Raw genomic sequence first — 23,194 nt, forward strand, 5'->3', positions numbered from 1 at the left:
GGATCACCTGGTACAACGAAGAACGTCTCCACTCCGCGCTCGACTATGTCCCGCCCGCCGAGTACGAGGAAGCCTTCTGGCGTAGCCAGGAGCAAACCCCGCAGTCCGCCTGAACCATCAAGATCGGACTCTACGAAACTCGGGGCAGCTCAGGGTCACCCAACACATGGCCTCTGATGGCCTCTGCGGACACGAGGCGCTGCGCTCAAGGCGGTGGGGTTCAATCCGTCGCTGAGCAAGACCTCGGCGTTGTGGGGCGGGTTGCCGGTGGGGTCCGCCTCGACATTCGTCGATCGGTCTCGTCCACTCGTCGTACTCTGCGCGAAACTGCGGCCGGGCCCGTCGGCAACCACGGCCGGGCCCGCCTGCGGGTGTTGCCCGCCTCCGCCGAACATCCCCTGGAGGTTGACCGGGTCGTGGAGGTCGCGGCCTCGGCCGGTGAGCACCATACGGGATGACGGGCGATCTGCTGTGCCACGGCCGGGATGAAAGAGGGGCAGTGCGGGAGTTGGGTGTGGCGACAGGGCGGTCGGGTGATCGTCGTCTCGCCACCGGACTGCCACCGAAAGGCAACCTCATGACCCTGCTGCGCCTCGGCGTCTCCCTGCAACCGCGCTGGCCGCTCGACGACGGGGCCGGCGTACTCCACGCCGCACGCCACGCCGAAGATTTGGGCTTCGATCACGTTGCAGTCGGCAACCGCCTCCTGGACAGCGGTTTCGGCCTCGACACGGACCCGCTTGTTCTGTTGTCGGCCGTCGCAGGGGCGACGACGCGCCTGCGGCTGCTGACGTCCGTACTCGTCGCGCCGTACTATCCCGCGCTGGTGCTCGCCAACCAGGCAGCCACCCTGGATGTCGTGTCCGGCGGCCGCCTGCTCCTGGGCGTCGGCACCGGCTGGAACCCTGACGAGTTCGCCGCCGTGGGCGTACCCGCCCGTGAGCGCGGCGCGCGCACCGACGACCACCTTGCCGCTGCCAAGGCCCTGTGGACACGGCGGCCCGCAGACTTCGACGGGCCGTTCACCACACTGCACGCCGCGCACTTGGGGGTGCCCCCGTTCACCGCCGGTGGTCCGCCCGTGTGGGTCGGCGGACACAGCGACGCCGCCCTGCGCCGTGCGCTGCGGTTCGGCGACGGCTGGTACGGCACCGGCGCCGACGCCGCGGAGGTCACCGACGTCCGGCGTCGCCTGCGTGACCTTGCCGGCGCAGAGAACGCTGACCGCCTGACGCTCGCTTCGGCGGCGTTCCTCACCCCGCCCGGTGTCCCCGCGGCGGTCACGTCACCGGGACGGCCGCTCGGCGGCGCCACGCCCACCGCAGCGAGTGTCGCCGACGACCTCGGGCGGCTCGCCGAGGCAGGGCTCACCGCTTGCACCTTGTGGCTGCCTGTCGCGGCCGAGCATGTCGGGGAGGCCATGGAGTGGGTCGCGGCCGAAGTGGCACCGCGACTCACCTGATGTCGTGGCAGGGGAGGCGAAGTCGGTGGCGGCTGAGCCGTAGGAGCGTTCCTCGGCGTGGTCGGCGTGCTGGACAACCTCGCGGCGGATGCCGGGTGAGTCGGTGCGGCTGTAGCAGGGGTGTACGTAGCCGGTCCTCGGGACACGGGCGGTAGCGGCCACCCCAGGGGATCCCGCGAGCCGCGAGTCCTGCGCCGCCCGGCGGTCGTACCGTCGATCCCGTCACCGAGGAGGACTTCTGATGCGCAGCGTGACCTATTCGATGAGCGTCTCACTTGACGGCTACATCGTCGGACCGGACGGCGACTTCGACTGGACGGCGCCCGACGAGGAGGTCTTCCGCTTCTGGATCGACGAGATTCGAGAGGTCGGCGTCCACCTGATGGGACGACGGCTGTACGAGACGATGCTGTACTGGGAGACCGCCGACCAGGATCCATCGCTCGACGACTCCATGCTCGAGTGGGCCGCGATCTGGAAGCCACTCCCAAAAGTGGTGTTCTCCACCACTCTGTCGGCGGTGCAGGGCAATGCCCGCCTGGCCTCCGGCGGCCTGGCGGAGGAGATCGAGCGGTTGCGGGCCGAGCCGGGGAAGGGCGACATCGCGATCGGCGGCGCGACTCTCGCCGCCGAGGCGGCCGCGCTGGGTCTGATCGACGAGTACCGGGCCATGGTCTACCCGGTGCTGGTCGGCGGCGGCATCCCGTTCTTTCCCCGGCGCGAGCGCCGGGTGGATCTCGACCTCGTAGAGACCCGCACCTTCAGCTCGAGAGTCGTCCACCTCCGCTACCGCGTGGCACGCGATGCCGAGTCCTAGTAGGACCTGTCCGGCGATCCTCGGACCCTGGCTACTCTTCTGCTGTGGATCTCTACTTCGACCCATTGCCACTGCTCGGCGACGCGCGCACGTTCTTCGGCGGGCATTGGGCGGACCGGCAGTGGCTCAATGTGCCCGGACCGTTCTACGGTGCCGACACCGACAACTGTGGTACGGGAAGGATCCACGCACCGGGACTCGTGCTCTATGAGGGCGAGTACTTCAACGAGTACGTCTACCGTCAGCCGCGGACGGCGGAGGAGCTCCGGTCGCTGGTCGACGCTGCCGAGGCGGAGGCCTTCTCAGGCTACGGCTGTGACGGTGACGCGCACTGGACGCCGGCAGCGGTCCGGGAGTGGTGGCGGGACCGGGGGCGGATCCGGGAGTACCTGGCGGACCGGCGCGGCGCGTTCGAGGCTGACGACGAGAAGTCGGGGCAGGGGACGGCCGCCGCTGCCCGGGACTACGCCGCGTACCTTGACGGCGAGCTGGCCACGCATCTTCGGGTCTATCTCTTCTGGCTCGACGAGCGGCGCCCTCCGGCGGTGACGGACCGGCTACCGCAGCTCTAGCTTCTGTCCGTTGAGGAAGGAGCCGCGGCGCACAAGTGCGCAGGGCCGGGCGAGGTCTGCCGGTCCTGCCCTGTCTTGCCGTCCAGGACGACCGGCTCGTCGTCCACCTCTCCGTACACCGCGCCGTGTCGGAAGCCGGTGTCTTTGGGCACGATCCGGCCGGAGCCGTAGGGCAGAGCCCACCGCTTCTGGAGCGAGGCGGCGTCGAACGCCGCAATACGCGTGCCTCGCTGACTCGCAGACCGACCTGGGACATCAGCTTCCAGGCGGTGCAGTTCCCGCGCGTACGCACTCGCGACAGGTGGCCGGCTCACCGCCTCACGCGATGAAGAGCGTTCCGGCCCCCAGTACGCGTCGGCGTCGGTCGGCTCGGGGGGCCGAGGAGGACCCGCCGGAATGCCCAGTCGCGTTGGGTTCGCTGGAACGCTTCGGCAGTCCGGCACACTGAGCCCCTTCCCGTCCCCCTGTCTCAGTCCGCCGCGGGCTGCGGCACACGTCCGGTTGGCATGCGCAGGTACGGGCGGTTGCGTGAGGTGACGGCATCGACCGGGCCGGTGGCTCGGAGGATGACGTCCAGAGCTCGTTGGGGGTCGGCGGTGTAGATGCCGCTTGCCCAGGCAGCATTGGCCTCGATCACTGCCCAACGTCCGTTGGACACTCCCACGTCGACGACGATGGCCGTAGGCAGCGTGTCGCCGTAACCGGCCAGCAAGTCCGCGCCGAAGGCGGACGCGTCGGGTGGCAGCGGCCCGAGGCGCAGCTCGCTCCTCTCGGCGTACTGGCTGCCGGTGTGCACCATGCCGTCGAGCACATGCAGCCGGTACTCGGCAGTGAATTCCACCACGTCGCTGACCAGCACGGGTGTCTGCGGGTCCACCTGGTCCGGGCCGGGCAGCCGCGAGCCGTCGGTGTAGACCAACGCCCGAATGCCCTTGTCATTGGGCGACTTGACGAACGCGGGGCGGCGCAGGGCCCACGCCTCGCGGATAGGCATGGCGAGGATCTCTCGCTGCGTGTACTCGTAGGGCAGGCGCGCCAGCCAGTCTTCGGATGCCTGCAGCAGAGCGATATCGAGAGCGGGTGCTACGGCGTCGGCGAAGGTCGGCCCGGCGTGCAGATGCTCGGCACGCAATCCGGAAGGTACCGCGAATGTGGGGAGTTGCACGGTGCACAGGCCGCGGCGCTCGGCGGCGTCGCTCACCGCCTCCGCCGAGGCGGTGAGCCGGGGTGGCAGAACGAGAGTCATGGGAATCGATCATGACGCAAGACCGGTTGTCACCCCACCGAATACCAGAGCGTCCGCCTTCTCGGAACCGCGGCCGGAGCCGAATCGGCTCCGGCCGCGGTTCCGTGACCCGTGTCGGACGCGAGTGGTGTGATGGCCCGGTGCGAACCGTCGGATGTCCTCACACGGCCTCCGCGTCACCGTGGGCGGGTTTCGCTCCCGCCCCCGCTCACGAGCGTCACGAGCGTGTCGCGGTTCCGCATTCTTCGTCCTCGGCTTCCTGCATCCGCTCCGCCATGGACGTGCTGCGATCGTACGGATCGACCTCAGGGCCACCAGCCGCCCCAGCGGCTGCCTGGTCGGTGCCGAACGTCGGGATGAAATAGCCGGTTGCGGGGCCGCAACCACCGTTGGTGATGTCGACGTTGTACGAGACGAGAGAGAAAGTCCCTGGCTCGGAAATCACCTTCGCGGGATCGTCCCAGTTCAACACCAACTCGCGCCGCACGATCGTACGCGCGACCTCGTCACTGCCCGCCGTGGCACGGACGACCGGGTACACGAATGTGACATCGGCGGTCACCTGGAGTGCGCCGCGCTCGCCCTCCCGGTACGTGAGCCGGCCTCGGGTCTTGACCACTTGCCCGACCAGACGTGCGCGTGTCGTGTCGAACCGGCTGAAGAGCAGCAGCGGGTCGTTCTCCTCGCTCGGTGCCCGCAGCGCGGTCGTCAGATAGTCCTGGACGTCCCGCTGATGCGGGTTGATCCGGGCGATCGCCTTTTCGGGGCGCCCGCCCCGCAGCACCTCCGGATCCAGGCCGGCCGCGGCGAGGAAGTCGCGGGTTCGGCCGAGAGCCTGTTCCACCTGCGCCGTGCTCATCCACCCGGTCGCCTTGGCCGCGGGTACCGTGATCCCGGCCGTACCGTTCGCCCAGCGCGCCGCAGGTGAACCCTTGAACGGTTCGTCGAGCGTGGGCCGTCCGGCTTCCGCGGCGGGCGGCTGGTCCGGGCGGGTCGACTCCGCGGCAAGCGGCCCACCCGTCTCACCCCCACCGTCGGACCACCCGACCACCCGCCCCGGATCCAAGGCCACGACCAGCAGAGCGAGCGCGGCCAACAACCCGGCCACAGCCCAGGCCTTCTTCCGCCTTGGCCGGACCGGCGAGTAGGCGCGCCATGCCTCTGCCCTCACCGGTTCCTGACTCAACCGCCGCGCCACGTCTCGCGCCCGCGCCGACGGTTCCTTGGGCGCGTCCGGCACGCCGTCCGCCGACTCCCGCAGGAACCGCTCCCACTCCTCGTCAGGCACGGATGAACCGCTCTGCTCCCCACCAACGTTCACACCGAATCCCCCACTTCAGGCACCGCCCCGGCCTCTCTCCAGAGCCGATTACATGATCGCACTGCAGTTCCCCTCACGTGATCGCTGGGTTCACACCCCAGCCCGCGCTTCGAGCCGGTGACCCCACTGGTCAGCCGGAGGCGGCGGACAGGACCACAGCCACGATCCCGCCCGCCGCGTGCGACCGCCCGTGCGGCCGGGCCCGCGCCGCCATCGCCACCCTTCGAGCAGGGGCATCCTCGAAGACGCCTGCGGCCTACGCCGTTCTGCCGACAGTGAAGACCGGCCCGTCCGGGTTCGACGATCACTACAGTCCAGTCTCATGACGACGGTTACCACGCGCACGGTCGAATACCGGGCCGACGGCCTGACGATGGTCGGGCACCTCGCGCTCCCCGCCGGTGCCGGCCGCCGGCCCGCAGTCCTGATCGGGCCCGAGGGGCCGGGCCTGAACGACTTCCAGCGCCGCCGCGCCGACGCCCTCGCCGAACTGGGCTACGTGGCGCTGGCCTTCGACATCAACGGCGGGCGCTGGTTCACCGACCCCGAGGAGATGCTGGCGCACACGACCCCGCTGCTCGCCGACCCCGACCGGATGCGGGGTATCGGCCACGCGGCACTCGATGTGCTGCGCGCCGAACCGCGGACCGACCCCGACCGGATCGCCGCTGTCGGCTACGGAACCGGGGGCGCGATCGTGCTGGAACTCGGGCGCGACGGCGTCGACCTGCGCGCGATCGGGACGGTCAACGCGCTGACCACGGGCCGACCGGGCGAGGCGGCGCGCATCCGTTGCCCCGTGTGGGCCGGGGTCGGATCGGAGGACCCGATCATGCCCCCCGCGCAACGGGACGCCTTCGCCGCCGAGATGCAGGCCGCAGGCGTCGACTGGCGCCTCATGGTCTACGGCGGAGCCCTGCACGCCTTCCACCATCCGCCGGTCGACCAGACCGTGCTCCCCGGCGTCGGCCACCACCCGCAGCACGCGCAGCGGGCCTGGCGCGACATCGTCGGCCTGCTCTCCGAGTGCCTGCCGCTAACGGAGTGAGCGGGAGCGTCAAAAATGCCATCGGCGGTACGCGGTCAAGCCGGGCCCCGAATTGCCGGCAAAACGCCATGGTGAAAGCGATCATTTCGGCCAGCCCGGGGCCCGATGTCATCGATGTCGGCATCGGTACCGGCATTGCGGCCCGGCAGTTCCGGGCGGCCGGCTGCCGGGTCCTCGGTGTCGAGCCCGACGGGCGCATGGGCGCGTCGGCACGGGCTGGAGGTCGAGGTGGCGGACTTCGAGTCCTGGGACTCCGCCGGGCGAGAATTCGATGCGGTCGTCTCAGGCGAGGCATGGCCCTGGGTGGATCCTGTTGCGGGAGCGGCAAAGGCTGCTCGGGTGCTCAGGCCCGGCGGCCGATTCGCAGCATTCTGGAACGTCGGCGAGCCCGATCCCGAAGTGGCGGAGGTGTTTGCCGCCGTCTATCGCGAATTGCTGCCCGGCTCACGTGCGCTGAGGCGATGGACGACCGGTACGGACAGGTACACGTCGGCAGCCCCCCGGACAGCCGACGGAATGCAAAAAACGGGCGAGTTCACCGAACCGGAGCAGTGGCGATTCAGTTGGGAGCGCTTCTACACCCGGGATGATTGGCTGGAAGAGCTGCCTACCACAGGCGGCTTCTCCGCAGCAGCTGAGCGAGGTAATCGCACGCATCGGGAACGCCATCGACACGTTGGCGGCGCCTTTCGCATGTACTACACCGCCACCGTGATCACTGCGGTGCGGGCCGGTGCCGCCTCCCGCGGGGAACGTCGGCCGAGTTGACCCGCGGCATCCACACCCTCGGTCATCGTCGAGAGCGTTCGACCGGCAGACCACGGCGACTGCCTGTGGCCAGATCGTCCACCAGTTCCCGCAGCCCCCGCAGCAGCGCTGCGGCCTCGGCGCGGTCGGCTCCGATGCACACGGCACCGAACTTCCCGTCGCCGGCGGCGGCGCTCATCATGTGCAGCACCACGCCGGTCGCGCGCGCACGGTCGTAACCGAGGGGAGAACGGGTGACTGCGTGGATGAGTTGGGCGGGCCGCAGCCCCGCGTAGCGAGGGTCGGTGATGCTGTTCGTCGCCTCGTAGACACGCTCGGACTCCTTGGGCCGGCCGTTGCCCCCGGGGCGTGGATGAGGAGGCGGCCGTCCGGTGTGGCGCGCGTCCCCCGGAGCCCCGAAACGATGTCGACGGCATGCTTGTTTCCTGTGGCCCGCAGATTGATCTCGCATCCCAGGAGCTGCCGGCCGCCGGGGGGCGTCTGGCGAGGAAGTCCACCCCGTAGTCGCCTCCGTTCTGCGATCACCGGCTGGTGGAATACGTCTTCAATTGCCCCTGGGCCATGAAGACGTTCGACGGGCGGGAGAAGAGCCTGCTCCGCGCCGCCGCACGCGACCTGCTGCCGGACGTGATCACCCATCGGCGGAAGAGTCCGTATCCGGCGGTCCAGAGCCACTCCTACGGGGAGGCGTTGCGCGACGCGCTCACCTCGGCCCTCGACGATCCGACGGCACCGATCCACGGTCTGGTGGACGCTGCCGCGCTGCGGCGGCGCGTCCGCGGCGCAGGAACGGCGGAGGGTGTGCGGCACGGCGCGGAGGTCGTACTGGCCCTCGATACCTGGCTGCGGGCCTACGGAGTGGAGCTAAGGATCTGAGGCAGCTCCCTTTACTGCCCCCTGCGGGGCCGGAGCCACGCCCGCCCCGGGCTGCCGAGGGTCACGAGCGCAGCGTTCGTACCCCGAGCACCACCCAGGGCACAGCTCTCGCAGATACCAGGCACTCTCCCCTGAAGACACAGTAGATGTGACCTAACTCTGCTGGTACAGTCCGCATTTGCGTACGCATGGGTGACCCTCGGTGCGGGAGCGCGCGGGCTCCCGCTGCCCAGATCGCCCCAGGTGAGCGCTCACTTCGGAGACGGCCGGGCCCACATCCGCCTCTCCGCCGGGCCCCCGACGGGAACACCCACGAGGAGCGGGACCGGCATGTCAGGCAAACGGCTCTCTTCCCGCTGTACGGCGCTGCTCTCGAACCGGGCCTTCGTTCCGCATGCGCCGTGTCGACCATCAGAAAGATGGAATCCGATGACAAGAAAACTGTTGCGGCTGCCTGCCCTGGGAAGGGCACTGGCCCTGGGCGCGGTGGTCACCCTGGCGGCGCCGGGTACGGCGTACGCCAACACCGTGGCCGTCACCGTCAAGACGCCTGGGGCGACCCTCGGCCCCACGACCACCAGCTCGTCGATCTCCACCAGCGCCCAGTGCACCAGTGGGCTGATCTCCGGCGGCGGGATCAACCAGGCCATCGGCACGGGCACGGGGGTGAACGGCAACCGCGTACTGGGCACCGAGCCCAGCTCCAACGGCTCCACCGAATACACCGGTTCGACCGGCGGTACGGACGTGACGTACTGGATCGCCAAGGGCGGCAGCGGAGGCCAGATCAACTCCTCCTTCTCCACCACCCCTTACGCGATGTGCTTCACGAGCAACCTGATCAACCACACCCAGGTCGTCATGAACAAGGTCAGCGCACCCACCACCGGGTCGACGGTGGGTCTGGTGACGGCGACCTGCCCGGCCAGCACGCGTCTGCTCGGCGGCGGTGCCCTGGTCACGCCCGGCGATACCGGCTCCTTCAAGGCGATAGCCGGCTTCCCCACCTTCAACAACAGCGCACACGGCTTCGGGCAGAAGGCCGCCGCCGACGGGGAGACCAACCCCGACTCCTGGACCGCCGTCGGGTGGGACAACAACTCCCACGCCGGTAACCAGACCTTCGCCTACGCGATCTGCAGCGGGAACGGCATCGGCGTCAGCGGCGTCACCGTGAAGGTCCGCCACAGCGAGGTGAGCGGCCCGAACACCGGCAGCACGGGCCAGACCGCGACGGTCACCTGCGGTGGCGGGGACGGAAAGCTGGTCAGCGGGGGCGCCGCCATCAGCGGCGGCAACGTGACCACCACCAACTTCACCGGGCCGGGCTCGGGCGGCGACCACCTCAACGGCAGTTACCCCAGCGATGCCGGCGGCAACCCCGTAAGTGACGGGACCACCACGGCGGCGTCCTGGACGGCCTTCACCCACACCGGCGGCCAGTCATCGGCGAACAACCACTCCGACGTCTGGGCGCTGTGCGCCGACGACGGGGTCTGAGTCACCGGCGCCATCGATCCGCGGGCGAGCACGACGCCGGCGGCAGCCCGCCCGCGGATCACCCGTTCCACCCGCACCAGCTGCACCACCCGCACAACGCCGCCTCCGATCGACGCTCGCTCTCGTGCCACGTCCCCCGCGCGTTGACGACAGAAAGACAGAATGCGATGAACAAGAAGGCCCTGCGCCGCTCCGTCCTGGGGAAGGTGCTGATCCCGGGCGCCCTGCTCGCCTTGGCAGTACCGGAAATCGCCTACGCCGACGTCGCGGGAGTCACCGTGACGACACCCGAGCCCACCATGGGCCCCGCGACCACCTTCACCGGTGTCTCGTCCCGCGCGGACTGTGCCGACGGTCTCGTCTCCGGCGGCGGGGTCAACCAGACCATCGGTACCGACACCAGGCGCAACGGCAACCACGTGCTGGGCATGGCACCCAGCCCCGACGGCCTCAACGAGTACGACGGCTCGACCGGGGTCGTCGGCACCGACGTCAGGCACTGGCTCGCGTTCGGCGGCAGCGGGGGCAACGCCAGTCCCGCCTTTTCCACCACGTCGTACGCGATGTGCCTCTCCACCCCACGGATCAGGCACACCCAGATCATCATGAACCGGATCGACGGCCCCACCGAGCCGCAGTCGGCGAAGATCGTCACGGCGACGTGCCCCACCGGCACGATGCTGCTCGGTGGCGGCGCCCGGAGCACTCCGGCCAGCGTCGGCAGCCTCAAGCCGATCGCGAGCTTCCCCTCCTTCAACGACGCCGCGCACGACTTCGGCCGGAAGGCCGCTGCCGACGGAGAGACCAACCCCGACTCCTGGACCGCGGTCGGGGGAATCGGCGGCGGACACGGCAACAACAACAACACGACGTATGCCTACGCGATCTGCAGCGGCGACCGCGTCAACGCCAGTGGTATGACCACGCGGGTCCACTTCCGCGAGGTTGCCGGCCCGACGCAGGGAGGCACGGGCCAGACGGCAACGGTCGGCTGCGCCGACGACCACGGTCAGGACCGCGACAGGCGAGGCCGCGGTGCGAAGGGCGACAGGGAAATTCTGATCAGCGGGGGTGCCGCCGCCAGCGGGGGCAATGTGACGACGACCGGCTTCACCAAGGCAGGCTCGGGCGGAACCCACCTCAACGGAAGCTTCCCCAGCGACTCCGACGGCAACCCGGTCGGTGACGGAACCACCAGGCCCGCGTACTGGACGGCCGCCATCCACGCCGGGGGATCAGCTTCACCGAACACCTACTCCGACGTCTGGGCACTCTGCCTCACCATGCACCACGAGCGCGGCACGTGGTGATCCCTGCCGTGTGAAGGCAAGCAGACGGCAGGACCTCCGCGTGGGGTGCCGCCCGGACACCTCCACCACACCGGAGGTCCTCGCCGTCGTCGAATCCGGCCAGTGGCCAAGTCACCGAGGCAGGGCGGCGTCTGGGGGGCCTTGCGCAGGTCCCGCCGGAGCAGCGGCATCACTGCCGTGCCCAGCATGACCCCATGAGTGGTATCGGGGAGTACCTCCGCCTGACGGCGGCGGAGTTGGAGCAGGTCAAGCGGGATCCCGTCTGGGCGTGGAACCACATGGAGGACGTCCGCGAGGGCGAGGAGGCGACCGAGCCCGAGCCCGGCGACGCGCTCTACTACCACACCTATACGGCCTGGCCCCTCCTCGAACTGCTGCTGCGACGCTCCGGGTTCCCCGTGGACGTGAGCCGCGGCGAGCAGCCGGTCCGCTACCCGGACCCGCAGGACGGGGACTACCGCTATCTGACCGCCGATCAGGTCGGCACGGTGGCACGCGAACTGGCCGGGCTTCCGTACGACCGACTCGCCGCCCACGCCGACCCGCAGGAGCTCGTCGAGGCGGGGCTCTGCCGGCACGGCTGGGACGGGCCCCGGACACTGGAGTGGGCACGCCACCTGTACGACGGGCTCGTGGAGTTCTTCGGCGGGGCGGCCCGCGAGGGTCACGCCGTGCTGGTCTGGCAGCTCTGACGGCCGTGCCGCGCCTCCGGTGCCTGCGTGTGCGGCCGCCAGGGCAGACGAGGAAACTACGCATCGTCACGACCGACTGACCTGGAAGGTGTCCTGGGGTCGCCCCACCCGGCACGCCATGACGTCTGCCGATCCGGCTGAGACGGAGGTCTCCGCCGGGCAGTGAGCGCGCGGGGAGGGAAAAGCAGACGCCGGTTCCCCTCCTGCCCAGGCAGAATCTCCCTATGCCGACCGACGTCAGCGGAATGATCGAGTGCCGACCCCGGGCCCGACTGTGGGGTCCCGGCGACGAGGACTCCGTGTAGGAAGCCGCCATCGATCTCTTCCTGCTCAACAGGGGCAATGCCTACGACGGCCTGGCCTGTCTCTTCGGAATCCGCAATTACTTCGGCTTCCACCCCCTGGCTGAGGATCGTGGCTTCCCCGGTGACGCGTCGGACGGCCTGCGTGGTGAGTTCGCCGCCTACGGCGGCCCCCGCTACGTGCATGGAACCACTTGGCTGACCTGGGCCGAGCCGGCCGCCACCGACTGGCAGGAGACAGACGCCTCCGGCACACGAAGCCGCGCCTCGGCCGCTGGGCCCGACAGCGACTGGGGCCGGGTCTGGAGCGTCATGCGGATCCTCAGCGAAGTTCACGGCGCGGAGAACGTACGTCTCGTCGTCTGGTTCCACTGACCCGACCCATGGGGCTTCACCGAGCTGCAGCGGAACCCGTTACCCACGCCTACCGGCGACGCTCAGGTCCCCACAGCCTTGACACCGAAGCTCACCCCATCGAATAGCGGCGACGCCGCCAGGCTGGTCGTTGGCCCGCGAGACAGGGGGCTCGATCAGCGCTGAACTGCCGCCAGTCCCTGATCCCGTCCGCCCCACTATGGACGACCGCAAGCGTCAGGAGGCGTCAGGTGAGTGCCAGTGTTCCGGCAGTCTTGGGCGGGCAGGAGCTGCGGCTGGGCGTGGGCACCGAGCAGGGGTCGCAGGACGCGGTGCGACAGCTCACTGGAGGGCATGAAATCCGCACAGTCGCCACCCTCCGGAAGTCATGAAATTCTCCAACACGCAAATCCACCCGAGGGCACAAAATTGTTGAGTCCGCAAATCTGGCAGAGGGCATAAAGTCCGTTCAGTCGCAACAGCATTGACAAGAAACTCCAAGCTTGACGGTGCTGCGGAGTTTCCTTATGGTCCAGTCGTTCAGGTTCCCGCCGATCGATATCCGAAGGTGTTCATGACCGCGCCTCCAACGTTGCCGAAGTCCAGGCAGCAGTTGACTCTTGCCGTTCTTATGCTGTGTTCGCTGCTGATTTGGCTAGAAAATACCGTCCTGAGTACTACGCTGGAGACCCTTGCAGACCCGGTCCGCGGACTGGGGGCCAATCCCGGTCAGCTGCAATGGGCGACCGGTTCGTACACTCTGGCCTTCGCCACATTGATGTTCACTGCAGGCGCATTGGGCGATCGGTTCGGTCACCGGACTGTGTTTTCCAGTGGGTTGGTGATCTTCGCCGGGTCCTCGCTGTGGGCGGCGTACGCAAGCGATGTGGGCCAGCTGATTGCAGCTCGAGCTGCGATGGGGGTGGGCAGCGCGCTGATCACGCCCGCCATGATGGCCATCCTTACGTGGACCTTTACTGGCCCCGCGCGGGCTGCCGCGATCGGCATTTTCTCGACGTCGGCCGGTGTCGGAATGGCTGCCGGCCCGGTGCTGGCCGGGTTCCTGCTCGATCATTTCTGGTGGGGCTCGGTCTTTCTGATCAATGTCCCGGTCGCGGCATTGACGTTGGCCGGGCTCGCCGTGTTGGTTCCGAATTTCCGAAGCCCCACTCTGCGGCCACTGGACCCGGCTGGAATGCTGCTGTCGATCAGTGGGCTCGTGGCGTTGGCCTACGGGCTGATCCGGGCGGGGCAGGTGGCTGTGTGGAGTCGTACCGACGTCTGGGCACCGATCGTTGCCGGTCTGGTCCTGCTGGCCGTTTTCGTACTGGTCGAACTGCGTGTCAAGGTGCCCAGCTTTGATCCGCGACTGCTCGCGCAACGCACATTCGGTGGCGGCAATATGGCGCTCGGATTGCTGCTCTTCGGTGTGGCCGCCATCACCTTCTATAACGCGTTCTACCTGCAAGGCGCGCTCGGATTTTCTCCGATGAAGGCGGGTTTGGCCAATATCCCGACCGCATTCGGCGCGCTCGCGGGGGCGCCCCTCGCCTCGCGCCTGGTTCAACTGCTGTCGCTACGCTTTATCACTGTGCCGGCGCTGACCGTGGCCGCGCTGACCATGGGCGGGTACGGGTTCCTCGGACTCCAAACTCCACTCGTCTGGATCGAGATCCTGCTGTTGATACAGGGTCTCTCGATCGGCATGGTGATCGGCCCCGTTACGGCCGCATTGCTCAGCAACCTGCCGTTGGAACAGGCCGGTGCAGGATCGGCCGTCACCAACACCGTGCGACAAACCGGCAGTGTGATCGGAATCGCAGTAGGCGGCACGATCATGTCGATCATGTACCGACGTGCGATCGAACCTTCGCTGGAGGGTCTACCCGGTCCGGTGCAGGATCAGGCGCGAGTTTCCGCCGAACAGGCCCGCCATGTCGCCACCGCTATCCACCGGCCCGCTCTTGCTCAGGCTGCTGACAATGCGTTTATCCATGCTATGCACGTCGGCGCGGGCTGGATCGCGGTCATCGCACTCCTTGGAGCAGCTGTGCTGCTGATCACCTTGCCTGCTGTCGAAAGGAAGAAGGGTCCGATACCGGAGCCGGACTGCGAAGAGGCCCGCAGCTCCGTCTGAGAGTGTGATGGCAGAACCCAGGCTCAGGCTCGCCGCAGGGCAGCATCAAATACGAGCTTCCGCAGCTCATCGGGCACATGGGGCGTATCTCGCCAAGCGTCTGCGATCACGAGAAGCGCCTCCCATGCGAGCTCGGCAGCGACGCCGGGCTGACCGGTGTCGATTTCGGCGGCGAACAGCCGCTTGCAGAGGACGTTGGTGACGTCATACAGGGCGCCCGAGGCACGGGCCACATCGGCCACATCGGCCACACCCGAGTCCGCAGCATGACGCGGTTCACCGGGAAGCCGAATGGCAACTGTTGGCGGCCAGTTGAGATTCCCCTCTGGCGGCCACGTAGCGGGGAGCTGTCTGGCCGCCGGCCGTCACGAGCAGTGATCCGATGTGGGGTGGATGGTCTGGCTTTCCGACGCGAACGCGGTCTGCGTGACCCGCCAGAGCCGGCGGGGCAGATCGCCTTCGTCGACAACTCTCAGGATGACGCTCCATAGCAGGTGGCGATCGCCGCGCCACGGTCGCGCAGCGAGTCGCGCAACCACTGCGGGGTCAGGGCCTCCGCGCTCGTGGCGAGCTGCCACAGCGCCCATTCGGCGTGTCTCCGGTCCTGAAAGGTCACCTCCAGCCGCAGCCTGCCGTCCGCGTCGGTTTCTTCGGTGCGGACGGCCAGTGCGGTGCCCACCAGTTCCTCCCGCCGCGCCGGGTCCAGACGTACCAGCACGGTGACTTGGTCGCCTCCGGTCCGAAACCGCCTGCTGCGTTCCTGCCAGGCCCGGTCCAGATCGACCCGCCCCGGTCGCTGTGCCGGTTCGGCGAGTTGCTCTGCGGCCAGGATGCGGGACAGCCGGTAGGTGCGGTCCGCGCCGGACCTCGTGGCCAGCAAGTAGCTCTGGTCGCGCACGGTGACCAGGCCGATCGGATCCACCGTGCGCCACTTCGGGGTCTGGTCCACCGCCGCGTAGTGGATGCGCAGCTTGTGTCCGGAGAACGCAGCACGCAGGACCTCGGCCACGATGGTGTCAGGCACCTCCTCCGCGACCAGCCGACGCGAGAGGAGGTCGGTCTCCGGGTCGATGAGCAATCGCTGAGCCGCGCCGGCCGCGGTGTCCCGATAGCTCTCGGGCAGCGCGTCAACCACCTTGAGCATCGCCGAAGCGAGCGCCGAGCCGAGGCCGAACGCCTGCGCGCCGCGCCGCGATCCGGCGACCAGCAGAGCAAGTGCCTCGTCGTGGTTCAGCCCGGTGAGCTCGGTCCGGAAACCGGGCAGCAACGCGAAACCGCCGTGCCGACCGCGTTCGGCGTAGACCGGGACGCCGGCTGCGGACAGCGCCTCGATGTCGCGCAGCACGGTGCGGGTGGACACCTCCAGTTCGCGGGCCAGAGTGGCCGCGGACAGCCGACCGTGCTGCCGCAGCAGCAGCACCAGCGAGACCAACCGATCGGCGCGCACACAAGAACGCTATCGGAATACGTGACACAGGATGTCGTGATTCGTTGGGAGGCTTCAGCACGACACAGGCACATCGCACACGAGAGGTGACCCGCATGGCACACGCCATCGTCAATCCGGACGGTTTGCACGACCCGGTCCCGTTCGGTTACAGCCACACTGCCACCGTCCCCGCAGGTACGGAACTGGTACTGATCGCGGGTCAGTACGGATCGGGCCCGGACGGCGCGGTTGTCTCGACCGACTTCGCCGAGCAGGTGAAGCGGACGTTCCACAACATCGGCGTCGCCCTTGCCGCCCATGGGCTCGACCTCAGCCACGTCGTCCAGCTCAGGACGTATGTGGTGAACCATGATGTCAGCAAGCTTGGGCCGATCGCCGGGGCCGTGCAGGAGAACTGGGGTACGAAACCGCCCACGCAAACCCTCATCGGTGTCGCGAGCCTGGCCACGCCTGACGTGCTGTTCGAGGTCGAGGCCCTCGCCGCCCGCCCCTGACTCGCCGCCGCCCGCATCCGGGCTGTTTCGACCCGACGCGGGTGGTGGTTCGGTATCCGGTGAGGGACCGCCTCGTAGGCGAGCGCACACGGCTCGCCTACGAGGCGTCGACGGATTCCGCCGAACTCGACGAACGCGCCACCGGCTTCTTCCTCACCCGTGCCTGACCCGGCTCCGGCTCCTCCACGTCTTCCGCCGGCAAGCCGTAGGGCCGAACAGGCGCAGGATTCAGCGAAGGTGCTGCTGAAAGAACGCGGCTGCCTCCCCGCCGACCCGAACACGAACAGCCGGGTCGGCAGGTTCCGGTGTGATGAAGTCGTCGTGGCGGACGTCGGGGCCGGCCGAGCGGCCGCTCGCCGTGGGAATGTGCTCCAGGTACGGCGTGGTGTCGACTTCGTACGGGGTGATCGTGTCCGCGCCACCCCAGCGGATGCCCACCGGCACCTCCACGGCTGCCAGGCTCTCCGGGGTCACGAGGCCGCCGACTCCGGGGGCCACTTGGAAGACCGCCCGCACTCGGGGGTCCGAGAGGTCCGCCGCAGCGGCGTCCAGCGCACGTCGCGACGACTCGTCCAGCGGGTACTTCTTCCGGAGCGCCTCCAGCACGCCGGGGAACTCGGGAATCTCCGGGAAAGGGACCGCCCCCGTCAGCACCGCCCACAGGATCTGCGGATCGAGACGGGCCCCGGCAAGTGCACCCACCGTATAACCGCCGATGGAGAAGCCCGCCGCACCGACCGGGCCGAGGGGCTGCTCGCGAGCGAGCACGTCGAGGGCGAAGGAAACGTCCCGGGGCCGTTCCCACACGTGGAGGAAGCCTTCCGGCTCGTAGCCGTCGACGAAGTTGTTGCCGTGGTGGTCAAGAGCCACGACCCGGAAGCCCGCCTGGCGCAGTGGTCGTACCAGCCATTCCATGGTGCTGCCCGAACCTCCGGTGCCGTGCGAGACGACGATCAGCGGAGCGGGTTCGGCCGGCGGATGGCTCGGCTCCCACAGGTAAAGACGGATGGGACGCGGACGAGCCGGATCCCGCAGGTCACTTCGGGACTCGTCGTACAGGACACGTATCAGCGGCTGCTCCGGTCCAGAGATCATCATGGCGACATCGTAGGGATGTCACCTGCCCCGCACGGCCGTTCTCCCATTGACTGGGGACTGCCACCCGCCGGGCGGCCTGGCTTGATCACGCCTACGAGGCAGGCCGCTCAGTCGTCGGCGATCTGCAGGGCCAGCGCGAAGTGCTCGCCGTCCGTCCCTGCGAGCAGGCTGTCGAACAGTGGGGTGAGCCCGTTCACGGCACCGCATCCGGCGTCGTGGTTGGTCCACCAGCTGCCCTCCGGTCCAAGCAGGTACACCACCTGGGCCGCTGCGCGCTCGGCGGCCTCGGCGGGCAGGTGCCGGTGGTCCGGCCAGACCAGGTCGACGGCCGCGACCTGGGCCAGGAACTCGGCGGCCGCGTGTGTCTCCACCGGTTCCAGAGCGGCGCAGATCTCCGGGACGGGCGGCGGGTCGTACCCGGGCAGGAAGCGCCGCCAGGCCTCGTCCGCCGCGACCGCGGCCAGCAGTGCGCGGATCCGGGCCGCCAGCTCCGGCAGGTCGGGATCCGGCTCGGTGAACCGCCCGGTCGCCACGTACACCCGCCTCGGCGTGGAAAGCTCGGCCATGCGCGCTTCCAGTTCGGCCAGGACCCCCATGGACTTCACAGCGTGATTCTGCCGCACGGCTTTGGCTCACGATCAGCATTCGGTGAGGAAGGGACGCTTCCACGACCGCGCGCCGCATTCCCGAACAGTTGCCTGCGCACGACCAGCGCCTACGCGCCGTCGTCGACAGGACCGACACCGCCTGACCCGGTATGAGCAGCGGTATGAGCAGCCCTCAATCGTTCGTGCCGCTCTTGCTGTACTCGATCTTGGCCGGTGCCTCGCCAGTCAGCCGGTCCCCGTGCAGCCAACGGCACGCTCCATAGAAGGAGTTGGCTGCGGCGTTATCCGCGAAGCTCTCAAGTCGGATAGTGGAGTACTGAGCGAGGAGTGTTGCTTCCGCATGCTGCAGCAGGAGGCGGCCCAGCCCCTGACGATGGTGACCCGGGGTCGATGCGCGCGAGAGCCTGGAGGTCCTGAAGATCTTCCCCGCCGGCAGGTCGGACGGTGGGACGGTGCTGTCCTGTCGACACGGTGATTCCCACTCTGACGCGAGGGGTCGGGCACCCGACTCCAGCCGCTCCGCCGCGCCTCAACCGAGACGCAATGAATGACGTCCAGACGTGTGGTTCCGGCCAGGAGTGTCCTGCCCGCTTCGTCGAGGAGCGTGCGCGCGGGGGCCACGACGTGCGCCGACTTGCCTGCCTGGCCTCAAGGTCCTGACCCTCAGGCCGGGGGCGACGCCGTCGCGGTACACCTCGGCCGTTTCGAGCATGTCCAACACGTTGACGCCCTCGGGCCGGCACCCGGGCCCGAGGAACGCGCATCAGGAACCGATCTTCCCGCGCACGCCGCGGAGGGCCTCCTCAAGGCTGTCCGCGCCGTGGTCGTGCCCGGTGAACCCCTCGTCGGGACCCGGATCCACGCTCCAGCCCCACCCCGTCGCGTCTTCGCCGTCGACCATCGCGGCGTGACCTCCGACAGTGATGCCGATCGACATGTTGCCGCCGGGGAACACCCGCACTTCGGTCCGCGCCGCATCCCCGAGGATGCCGCGCACGGCGTCGCGTGCGGTCTGTTCGTCGGTCATGGTGCTCCGCTCCGGGACGGTCAGGACGACCGTACGGCCGTCAGGGTCGGTCAGAGTGTGCCGACCGGCCGCCCGCCCCCCTGCGCCGCGCGCCGACGCCGGCGCCGTCAGCCCGAGGCGCAGGTAGCCGGTCTCCGGTCGACGCGTGGCCGGGTACAGCTCCAGGACAGCTCCGTCGGCGAGGATCACGGCGTAGTGGTCCGGCCCGTTGCCGTGCCGCTCCGGTACGAGGTCGAGGCCGAGGCCGGCGTAGAAGTCGCGGCACGCCTCCAGCCGGGTCGTGTAGATCACGAGCAGGTCCGTGATCACGACGCACCGCCCGCGAGGTCGGCAGCGCCGGCGGGCGCGCCGCTTCGCCCGTAGAGCCGCGCGGTGCATACCCGCATGCCTGCCGTAGCCACCAATCCCGCCGTCCAGACGATCCCCCACGATGGCAGGCCGTCACCCAGGAACTCCGCCAACCCGAGCGAGAGCGCACCGCACGAGAAGGCGGTCAGCGTGAGCACGTTGTGGTGTCGAACGATGAACTTGAGCATCTGTTCCCTTCCGTCGGCCGCGTGTGACTCGTCCGCCAACTCGGCGTACGCAGTGAGGTGATGCGGCATGGCGCGAACCACGACCACCCCACGCTCTTGTATCCCACTCAAGGTATACATACCATTGGAGGTATGCCAAGGAAGCAAGAGTCCGACGAGCTCGAGGAACGGGACCTCGCCTACCGGATCGCCCAGGCCGTACACGACCGCCGGACGGAACTCGGCTGGTCCCAGCGCCAACTGGCGGACGCGGCCGGCATGAGACAGCCGCACGTCTCCCGGCTGGAAGCCGCCAGGAGTCTGCCGAGTCTCGATGTCCTGCGCAGAGTTGCGGAGGCGATGGGCACCGACCTCACGGTGGCCCTCGTACCCCGCGAAGCCGACCACACGCCCCATGACCCCCTGCCCAGGAAAGCCACCGAGGTGAACTCCAGATGACGGAATGGCGCAACCGAGCTTCCAAAGTGAGGCATCGCCACTACGGGGACACGTTGTACGTGGTCGCCGTTGGCGTCATGATCTTCGCCCTCGCGGTCACCTACGAGACGGACATCGGCCTGGTCACCGCCGCGATCGGCAATGTGCTGTTGGCCGGCTCCATCGTGATGCAGTTCCGGCACCGGTTCGGGCGGCCCTGTGTGGAGTGCGTCAAGGAGATGCCCCTCAACCCGGCGGAGTCGGCTCGGGAAGACCGCAACTCGCGCTGGGGGCTGAGGGTGTTCCACAGCGCGTACGAAACCCTCCCGCGGTTCTTCCTGAGCTGCACCGTGCACCTCGGCATCGTGGTCCTGGCCTGCAGTCCGTTGTACGGGGTGGCCGGAATGGAGAGTGCGGCAGGAGCGGCGAACGTCTTCCTCGGCCTCGGGCTCTCTCTCACCGCGGTCGCCAACTGGACGACCCGGACACACGGCCGCCTGGCACCGTGGTGCCCGTACTGCGACGGCGGCGAAGAGGACGACGACGAGTCCCCGGTGGACGACCCCACCGGTGGACGGGATCATCCCGTACCGGCGTGAACCCCCGTACGACTTCGGCCGCCGCCCGTGGGGTGCAGTCTCGGCAGGCCAAGCCAAGAGGCCTTTGAGTCCGGGGCGGCGTACTGCGAATCGGCGGCCTCCCCCTGGCCGGCGTCGCCGGACAAGCGCACCACCGCCCCGACCGCGGCCGCATGTGCGACCGCCCGCAGAGTATGCGCGGCCGCCCGCAGAGTATGCGCGGCCGCCTCCGGCTCCCGCTCGGCCGGCAAAGCCCGCCCCGCCCACCGGTCCCCCGCGGATCACCCGGCGCACCGTCGACGCTCCGGAACACCCACCGTGCCCGTGCCGGCTGGCCAGCCCGCACCCGGCGCGGGTCCCGCCAGGCCGTGCAGCAGCAGGGCGGTGAGGGTTTCGACGATCTCCTCGTCGGTGGCCCGCGGGCCGCCCTCCCCTGCGGTGATGACAGCGAACCCGAGCGTCGAGACCATCGCACCCATGGCCGCGGCGACCAGCGCCGGGTCGCCCGGGAGCTGGTGGCCACGCCGGCGGAGCCAGTCCAGGTGCTCCCGGAAGGTGCTCGTTTCCTCGGCCAGGCTCGCCCATGCGCGGCCCTCTCCGGGCGGGCCGGCGAAGTTCGTCTGCATCAGGGCCACGACCACCGGCAGGTGGTCGCGGATCACCCGCCAGGTGACGGCCAGATGTTCGCGCAGCTGCTCGGGGTCCGTCAGATCATGGTCGGCCGGGTGCCCTTCCGCACCGATCTCCGTGTCGGCCTGTGCGTTCAGGTCCCGCAACAGGGACTGGAGCAGGGCGTTCTTGTCCGCGAAGTGGGCGTAGAAGGAGCCGGTGGCCCGTCCGGCCTCGCGGGTGATGTCGGTGATCTTCGTCTCGAGATAGCCGCGCTCGGCGAACAGCCGCCGCGCCGCGTCCTTCAGCGCCGCCTCGGTCTCGGCGGCCTTCTCCTTGCGTACGCCCACCGGGGGCTCCTTCTCGGGCTTGACGAGGGGTCCGGCCTCGATCATAGTGAATCCCCGTTCGATGAATTTAGATTCACTGAATGTTGATTCAGGGAGCGTGCATGGACGTCATCGTGGTCGGCGGCGGAGTGGCCGGAGCGGCGAGCGCGATTGCGCTGCGGCGGATCGGCGTGGAGGTCACGGTGTACGAGGCCTACGCCGAACCGGCAGGCCAGGTGGGCTCGTTCCTGAGCCTGGCGTCCAACGGTCTGCGGGTGCTGCGCTCCCTCGGCGTGCTGGAGCAGGTGCGGCGGGCCGCGATTGACGTGCCTGACCAGCGCATGTGGTCGAGCTCGGGCAAGCTGCTGGGTGATGTCCCACGGGGCCGGCGGAGCGGCGACGAGCTGCACAGCGTCACCCTGATGCGGGGCGCGCTGGTCGAGGTGCTGCGCGCGGAGGCACTGGCGGCCGGAGCGGTGATCATGACCGGTGAGCGCCTGGTGGACGCGGGCACCACCGAGAAGGGCGTACGGGCGGTCTTCGCGAGCGGCCGTACGGCGGAGGCGTCGCTGCTCGTCGGCGCGGACGGCATCCGGTCGGCCACCCGGTCGCTGCTCGACCCGCACGCGCCCACCCCCGAGTACGCCGGTCTCTACAGCGTCTCGGGCATCGCCGACGGCATCGAGACCGAGCCCGGCATCTTCAACATGACGTTCGCCCGCAACGGCGCCTTCATCCACCTCGCCGCCCCCGGCGGCAAGGTCTGGTGGTCGGCCCAAGTCGCCTGCCCCGCACAGCCGGAGCTCAGCCTCACCGACGAGGACTGGCTGCGCCGCCTGCTCGGCCTCTACCGGCACGAACAGGTGCCGTCCGCGATCCTTGAGGCGAACGTCGAACTGCACCGCCCCACCCTGATGCACAGGCTCGGCACGGTCCCGGTCCGCCACAACGACCACATCGTGCTGCTCGGCGACGCCGCACACCCCGTCGGCGCGGGTCAGGGCGCGTCGATGGCCCTGGAGGACGCACTGGTCCTGGCACAGTCACTGGCCGCGGAGCCCTCGGTGGCGGCCGCGCTCTGCGCGTACGAGGCCGCCCGATCGAACCGCACCGCGAAGATGGTCAAGGCGGCCTCGGGCAACCGCGACGCCAAGACGGCCGGCCCGCTCGCGCGGTGGATACGTGATCTGGTGATGCCGGTGGGGGTCCGCCTCTTCCACGAGAAGGCCACGACTTGGCTCTACGCCCACGACTGCGGCGAACTGCCGCCCCTTCGGACGACGTCCGATCGGGCGACTCGACCCGACCCACCGCACAGCCCGGTGGCTGCGGACGGGCGGCGTCGGACGTGAACACGGTCAGCCGCAACGTGGCCGATGCGGGGTTCGAGGAAGAACGGGGCAAGTCGCGGCGTCGGCTCGTACGCGCCGCACGCCTACGGCGAGTTGGGGCCGATCGCCTGGGCCGGGATGAGCGCCCAGGTGTGCCGTGGACGGGTGATGTGGAGGAGGTGTGTGTGACGGCGGTCGTGTGATCGTTTGTATGTTCGGTGCGTGTTAGCCTGCTCGCGGTCACGATCGCATGCACACGGGGGAGACGCGGTTTGGACGGCTACCAGGTCAAGGCGGGTATGACCGGCCAGG

Annotated in this window: 25 protein-coding genes and 1 pseudogene; 15 read left to right on the forward strand and 11 right to left on the reverse strand. The window is 69.1% G+C overall.

Annotated elements, in window-relative coordinates:
• Positions 1-577: 577 nt before the first annotated feature.
• From ABT342_RS35645 to ABT342_RS35655, 3 genes are all read left to right on the forward strand, one after another.
• Complete coding sequence (locus tag ABT342_RS35645) at positions 578-1,462, forward strand: TIGR03619 family F420-dependent LLM class oxidoreductase (RefSeq protein ID WP_351582919.1); 885 nt, start codon at positions 578-580, stop codon at positions 1,460-1,462.
• A 241-nt stretch (positions 1,463-1,703) separates the two neighbouring features.
• A complete protein-coding gene (locus ABT342_RS35650; protein WP_351582922.1) occupies positions 1,704-2,279 on the forward strand; it encodes a dihydrofolate reductase family protein in 576 nt (191 codons plus the stop codon).
• Positions 2,280-2,323: 44 nt separating this feature from the next.
• Complete coding sequence (locus ABT342_RS35655; RefSeq protein ID WP_351582925.1) at positions 2,324-2,851, forward strand: ferredoxin family protein; 528 nt, start codon at positions 2,324-2,326, stop codon at positions 2,849-2,851.
• A gap of 469 nt (positions 2,852-3,320) precedes the next feature.
• On the opposite strand, the gene ABT342_RS35660 is transcribed toward ABT342_RS35655, so the two are convergent.
• Positions 3,321-4,097, reverse strand: a complete 777-nt coding sequence (locus ABT342_RS35660; protein ID WP_351582928.1) for an ATP-grasp domain-containing protein — start codon at positions 4,095-4,097, stop codon at positions 3,321-3,323.
• 217 nt (positions 4,098-4,314) lie between these two features.
• Positions 4,315-5,385, reverse strand: a complete 1,071-nt coding sequence (locus ABT342_RS35665) for a hypothetical protein (RefSeq protein ID WP_351582931.1) — start codon at positions 5,383-5,385, stop codon at positions 4,315-4,317.
• Between the two features lie 355 nt (positions 5,386-5,740).
• Here ABT342_RS35665 and ABT342_RS35670 point away from each other — a divergent pair, with 355 nt between their 5' ends.
• Together ABT342_RS35670 and ABT342_RS35675 are read left to right on the forward strand one after the other, a co-directional pair.
• Positions 5,741-6,466, forward strand: a complete 726-nt coding sequence (locus ABT342_RS35670) for a dienelactone hydrolase family protein (RefSeq protein ID WP_351582934.1) — start codon at positions 5,741-5,743, stop codon at positions 6,464-6,466.
• A gap of 228 nt (positions 6,467-6,694) precedes the next feature.
• Entirely contained in the window at positions 6,695-7,234 is a 540-nt protein-coding gene (locus ABT342_RS35675) for a class I SAM-dependent methyltransferase (protein ID WP_351582937.1), read from the forward strand.
• 22 nt (positions 7,235-7,256) lie between these two features.
• On the opposite strand, the gene ABT342_RS35680 is transcribed toward ABT342_RS35675, so the two are convergent.
• Positions 7,257-7,685, reverse strand: a complete 429-nt coding sequence (locus ABT342_RS35680; protein ID WP_351582940.1) for a peptide ligase PGM1-related protein — start codon at positions 7,683-7,685, stop codon at positions 7,257-7,259.
• Between the two features lie 71 nt (positions 7,686-7,756).
• Between ABT342_RS35680 and ABT342_RS35685 the strand changes: the two are divergent.
• The 6 genes and pseudogenes from ABT342_RS35685 to ABT342_RS35710 form a co-directional block, all read left to right on the forward strand.
• A pseudogene (locus ABT342_RS35685) lies at positions 7,757-8,110 on the forward strand (asparagine synthase-related protein); the annotation flags it as partial.
• Positions 8,111-8,539: 429 nt separating this feature from the next.
• Positions 8,540-9,610: a hypothetical protein gene (locus ABT342_RS35690; RefSeq protein WP_351582943.1), complete on the forward strand. Its 1,071-nt coding sequence runs from the start codon at positions 8,540-8,542 to the stop codon at positions 9,608-9,610.
• Positions 9,611-9,777: 167 nt separating this feature from the next.
• Complete coding sequence (locus ABT342_RS35695) at positions 9,778-10,920, forward strand: hypothetical protein (RefSeq protein WP_351582946.1); 1,143 nt, start codon at positions 9,778-9,780, stop codon at positions 10,918-10,920.
• 194 nt (positions 10,921-11,114) lie between these two features.
• Positions 11,115-11,612 carry a YfbM family protein gene (locus ABT342_RS35700; protein WP_351582949.1) on the forward strand — a complete coding sequence of 166 codons (498 nt, stop codon included), beginning with the start codon at positions 11,115-11,117 and terminating at the stop codon, positions 11,610-11,612.
• 482 nt (positions 11,613-12,094) lie between these two features.
• Positions 12,095-12,289, forward strand: coding sequence for a hypothetical protein (locus tag ABT342_RS35705; RefSeq protein ID WP_351582952.1), 195 nt, complete (start codon positions 12,095-12,097; stop codon positions 12,287-12,289).
• A gap of 553 nt (positions 12,290-12,842) precedes the next feature.
• A complete protein-coding gene (locus tag ABT342_RS35710) occupies positions 12,843-14,405 on the forward strand; it encodes an MFS transporter (protein ID WP_351582955.1) in 1,563 nt (520 codons plus the stop codon).
• Between the two features lie 23 nt (positions 14,406-14,428).
• Here the strand turns inward: ABT342_RS35710 and ABT342_RS35715 are convergent, their stop codons facing one another.
• Together ABT342_RS35715 and ABT342_RS35720 are read right to left on the reverse strand one after the other, a co-directional pair.
• Positions 14,429-14,656, reverse strand: a complete 228-nt coding sequence (locus ABT342_RS35715; protein WP_351582958.1) for a hypothetical protein — start codon at positions 14,654-14,656, stop codon at positions 14,429-14,431.
• Positions 14,657-14,877: 221 nt separating this feature from the next.
• Positions 14,878-15,852: a helix-turn-helix transcriptional regulator gene (locus ABT342_RS35720; RefSeq protein ID WP_351582961.1), complete on the reverse strand. Its 975-nt coding sequence runs from the start codon at positions 15,850-15,852 to the stop codon at positions 14,878-14,880.
• A gap of 95 nt (positions 15,853-15,947) precedes the next feature.
• Here ABT342_RS35720 and ABT342_RS35725 point away from each other — a divergent pair, with 95 nt between their 5' ends.
• Positions 15,948-16,349: a RidA family protein gene (locus tag ABT342_RS35725; RefSeq protein WP_351582964.1), complete on the forward strand. Its 402-nt coding sequence runs from the start codon at positions 15,948-15,950 to the stop codon at positions 16,347-16,349.
• A 228-nt stretch (positions 16,350-16,577) separates the two neighbouring features.
• On the opposite strand, the gene ABT342_RS35730 is transcribed toward ABT342_RS35725, so the two are convergent.
• The 5 genes from ABT342_RS35730 to ABT342_RS35750 all read right to left on the reverse strand — a co-directional run bounded on the left by ABT342_RS35730 (position 16,578) and on the right by ABT342_RS35750 (position 19,618).
• Positions 16,578-17,447, reverse strand: a complete 870-nt coding sequence (locus tag ABT342_RS35730; protein WP_351582967.1) for an alpha/beta hydrolase family protein — start codon at positions 17,445-17,447, stop codon at positions 16,578-16,580.
• 107 nt (positions 17,448-17,554) lie between these two features.
• Complete coding sequence (locus ABT342_RS35735; protein WP_351582985.1) at positions 17,555-18,043, reverse strand: hypothetical protein; 489 nt, start codon at positions 18,041-18,043, stop codon at positions 17,555-17,557.
• Between the two features lie 184 nt (positions 18,044-18,227).
• Entirely contained in the window at positions 18,228-18,569 is a 342-nt protein-coding gene (locus tag ABT342_RS35740) for a GNAT family N-acetyltransferase (protein ID WP_351582989.1), read from the reverse strand.
• A gap of 249 nt (positions 18,570-18,818) precedes the next feature.
• The gene (locus tag ABT342_RS38355; protein WP_502965673.1) at positions 18,819-19,391 is read right to left on the reverse strand and encodes a VOC family protein; all 573 of its coding nucleotides are present in this window, start codon (positions 19,389-19,391) and stop codon (positions 18,819-18,821) included.
• Positions 19,388-19,618 (reverse strand): hypothetical protein, encoded by a 231-nt coding sequence (locus tag ABT342_RS35750; protein WP_351582970.1) that lies wholly within the window; start codon positions 19,616-19,618, stop codon positions 19,388-19,390. The genes ABT342_RS38355 and ABT342_RS35750 overlap by 4 nt, the downstream gene beginning before the upstream one ends.
• Before the next feature lie 132 nt (positions 19,619-19,750).
• Between ABT342_RS35750 and ABT342_RS35755 the strand changes: the two genes are divergently transcribed.
• The gene (locus ABT342_RS35755; RefSeq protein WP_351582973.1) at positions 19,751-20,056 is read left to right on the forward strand and encodes a helix-turn-helix domain-containing protein; all 306 of its coding nucleotides are present in this window, start codon (positions 19,751-19,753) and stop codon (positions 20,054-20,056) included.
• 77 nt (positions 20,057-20,133) lie between these two features.
• A complete protein-coding gene (locus tag ABT342_RS35760) occupies positions 20,134-20,634 on the forward strand; it encodes a hypothetical protein (protein WP_351582976.1) in 501 nt (166 codons plus the stop codon).
• A 260-nt stretch (positions 20,635-20,894) separates the two neighbouring features.
• Here ABT342_RS35760 and ABT342_RS35765 read toward each other — a convergent pair whose 3' ends face one another.
• Entirely contained in the window at positions 20,895-21,617 is a 723-nt protein-coding gene (locus ABT342_RS35765; RefSeq protein ID WP_351582979.1) for a TetR/AcrR family transcriptional regulator, read from the reverse strand.
• 56 nt (positions 21,618-21,673) lie between these two features.
• Here ABT342_RS35765 and ABT342_RS35770 point away from each other — a divergent pair, with 56 nt between their 5' ends.
• Positions 21,674-22,903, forward strand: a complete 1,230-nt coding sequence (locus ABT342_RS35770; RefSeq protein ID WP_351582982.1) for an FAD-dependent oxidoreductase — start codon at positions 21,674-21,676, stop codon at positions 22,901-22,903.
• The last annotated feature ends 291 nt before the right edge of the window (positions 22,904-23,194 follow it).

The organism is Streptomyces sp. NPDC000410 (genome assembly GCF_040300305.1).
Lineage (GTDB): Bacteria > Actinomycetota > Actinomycetes > Streptomycetales > Streptomycetaceae > Streptomyces.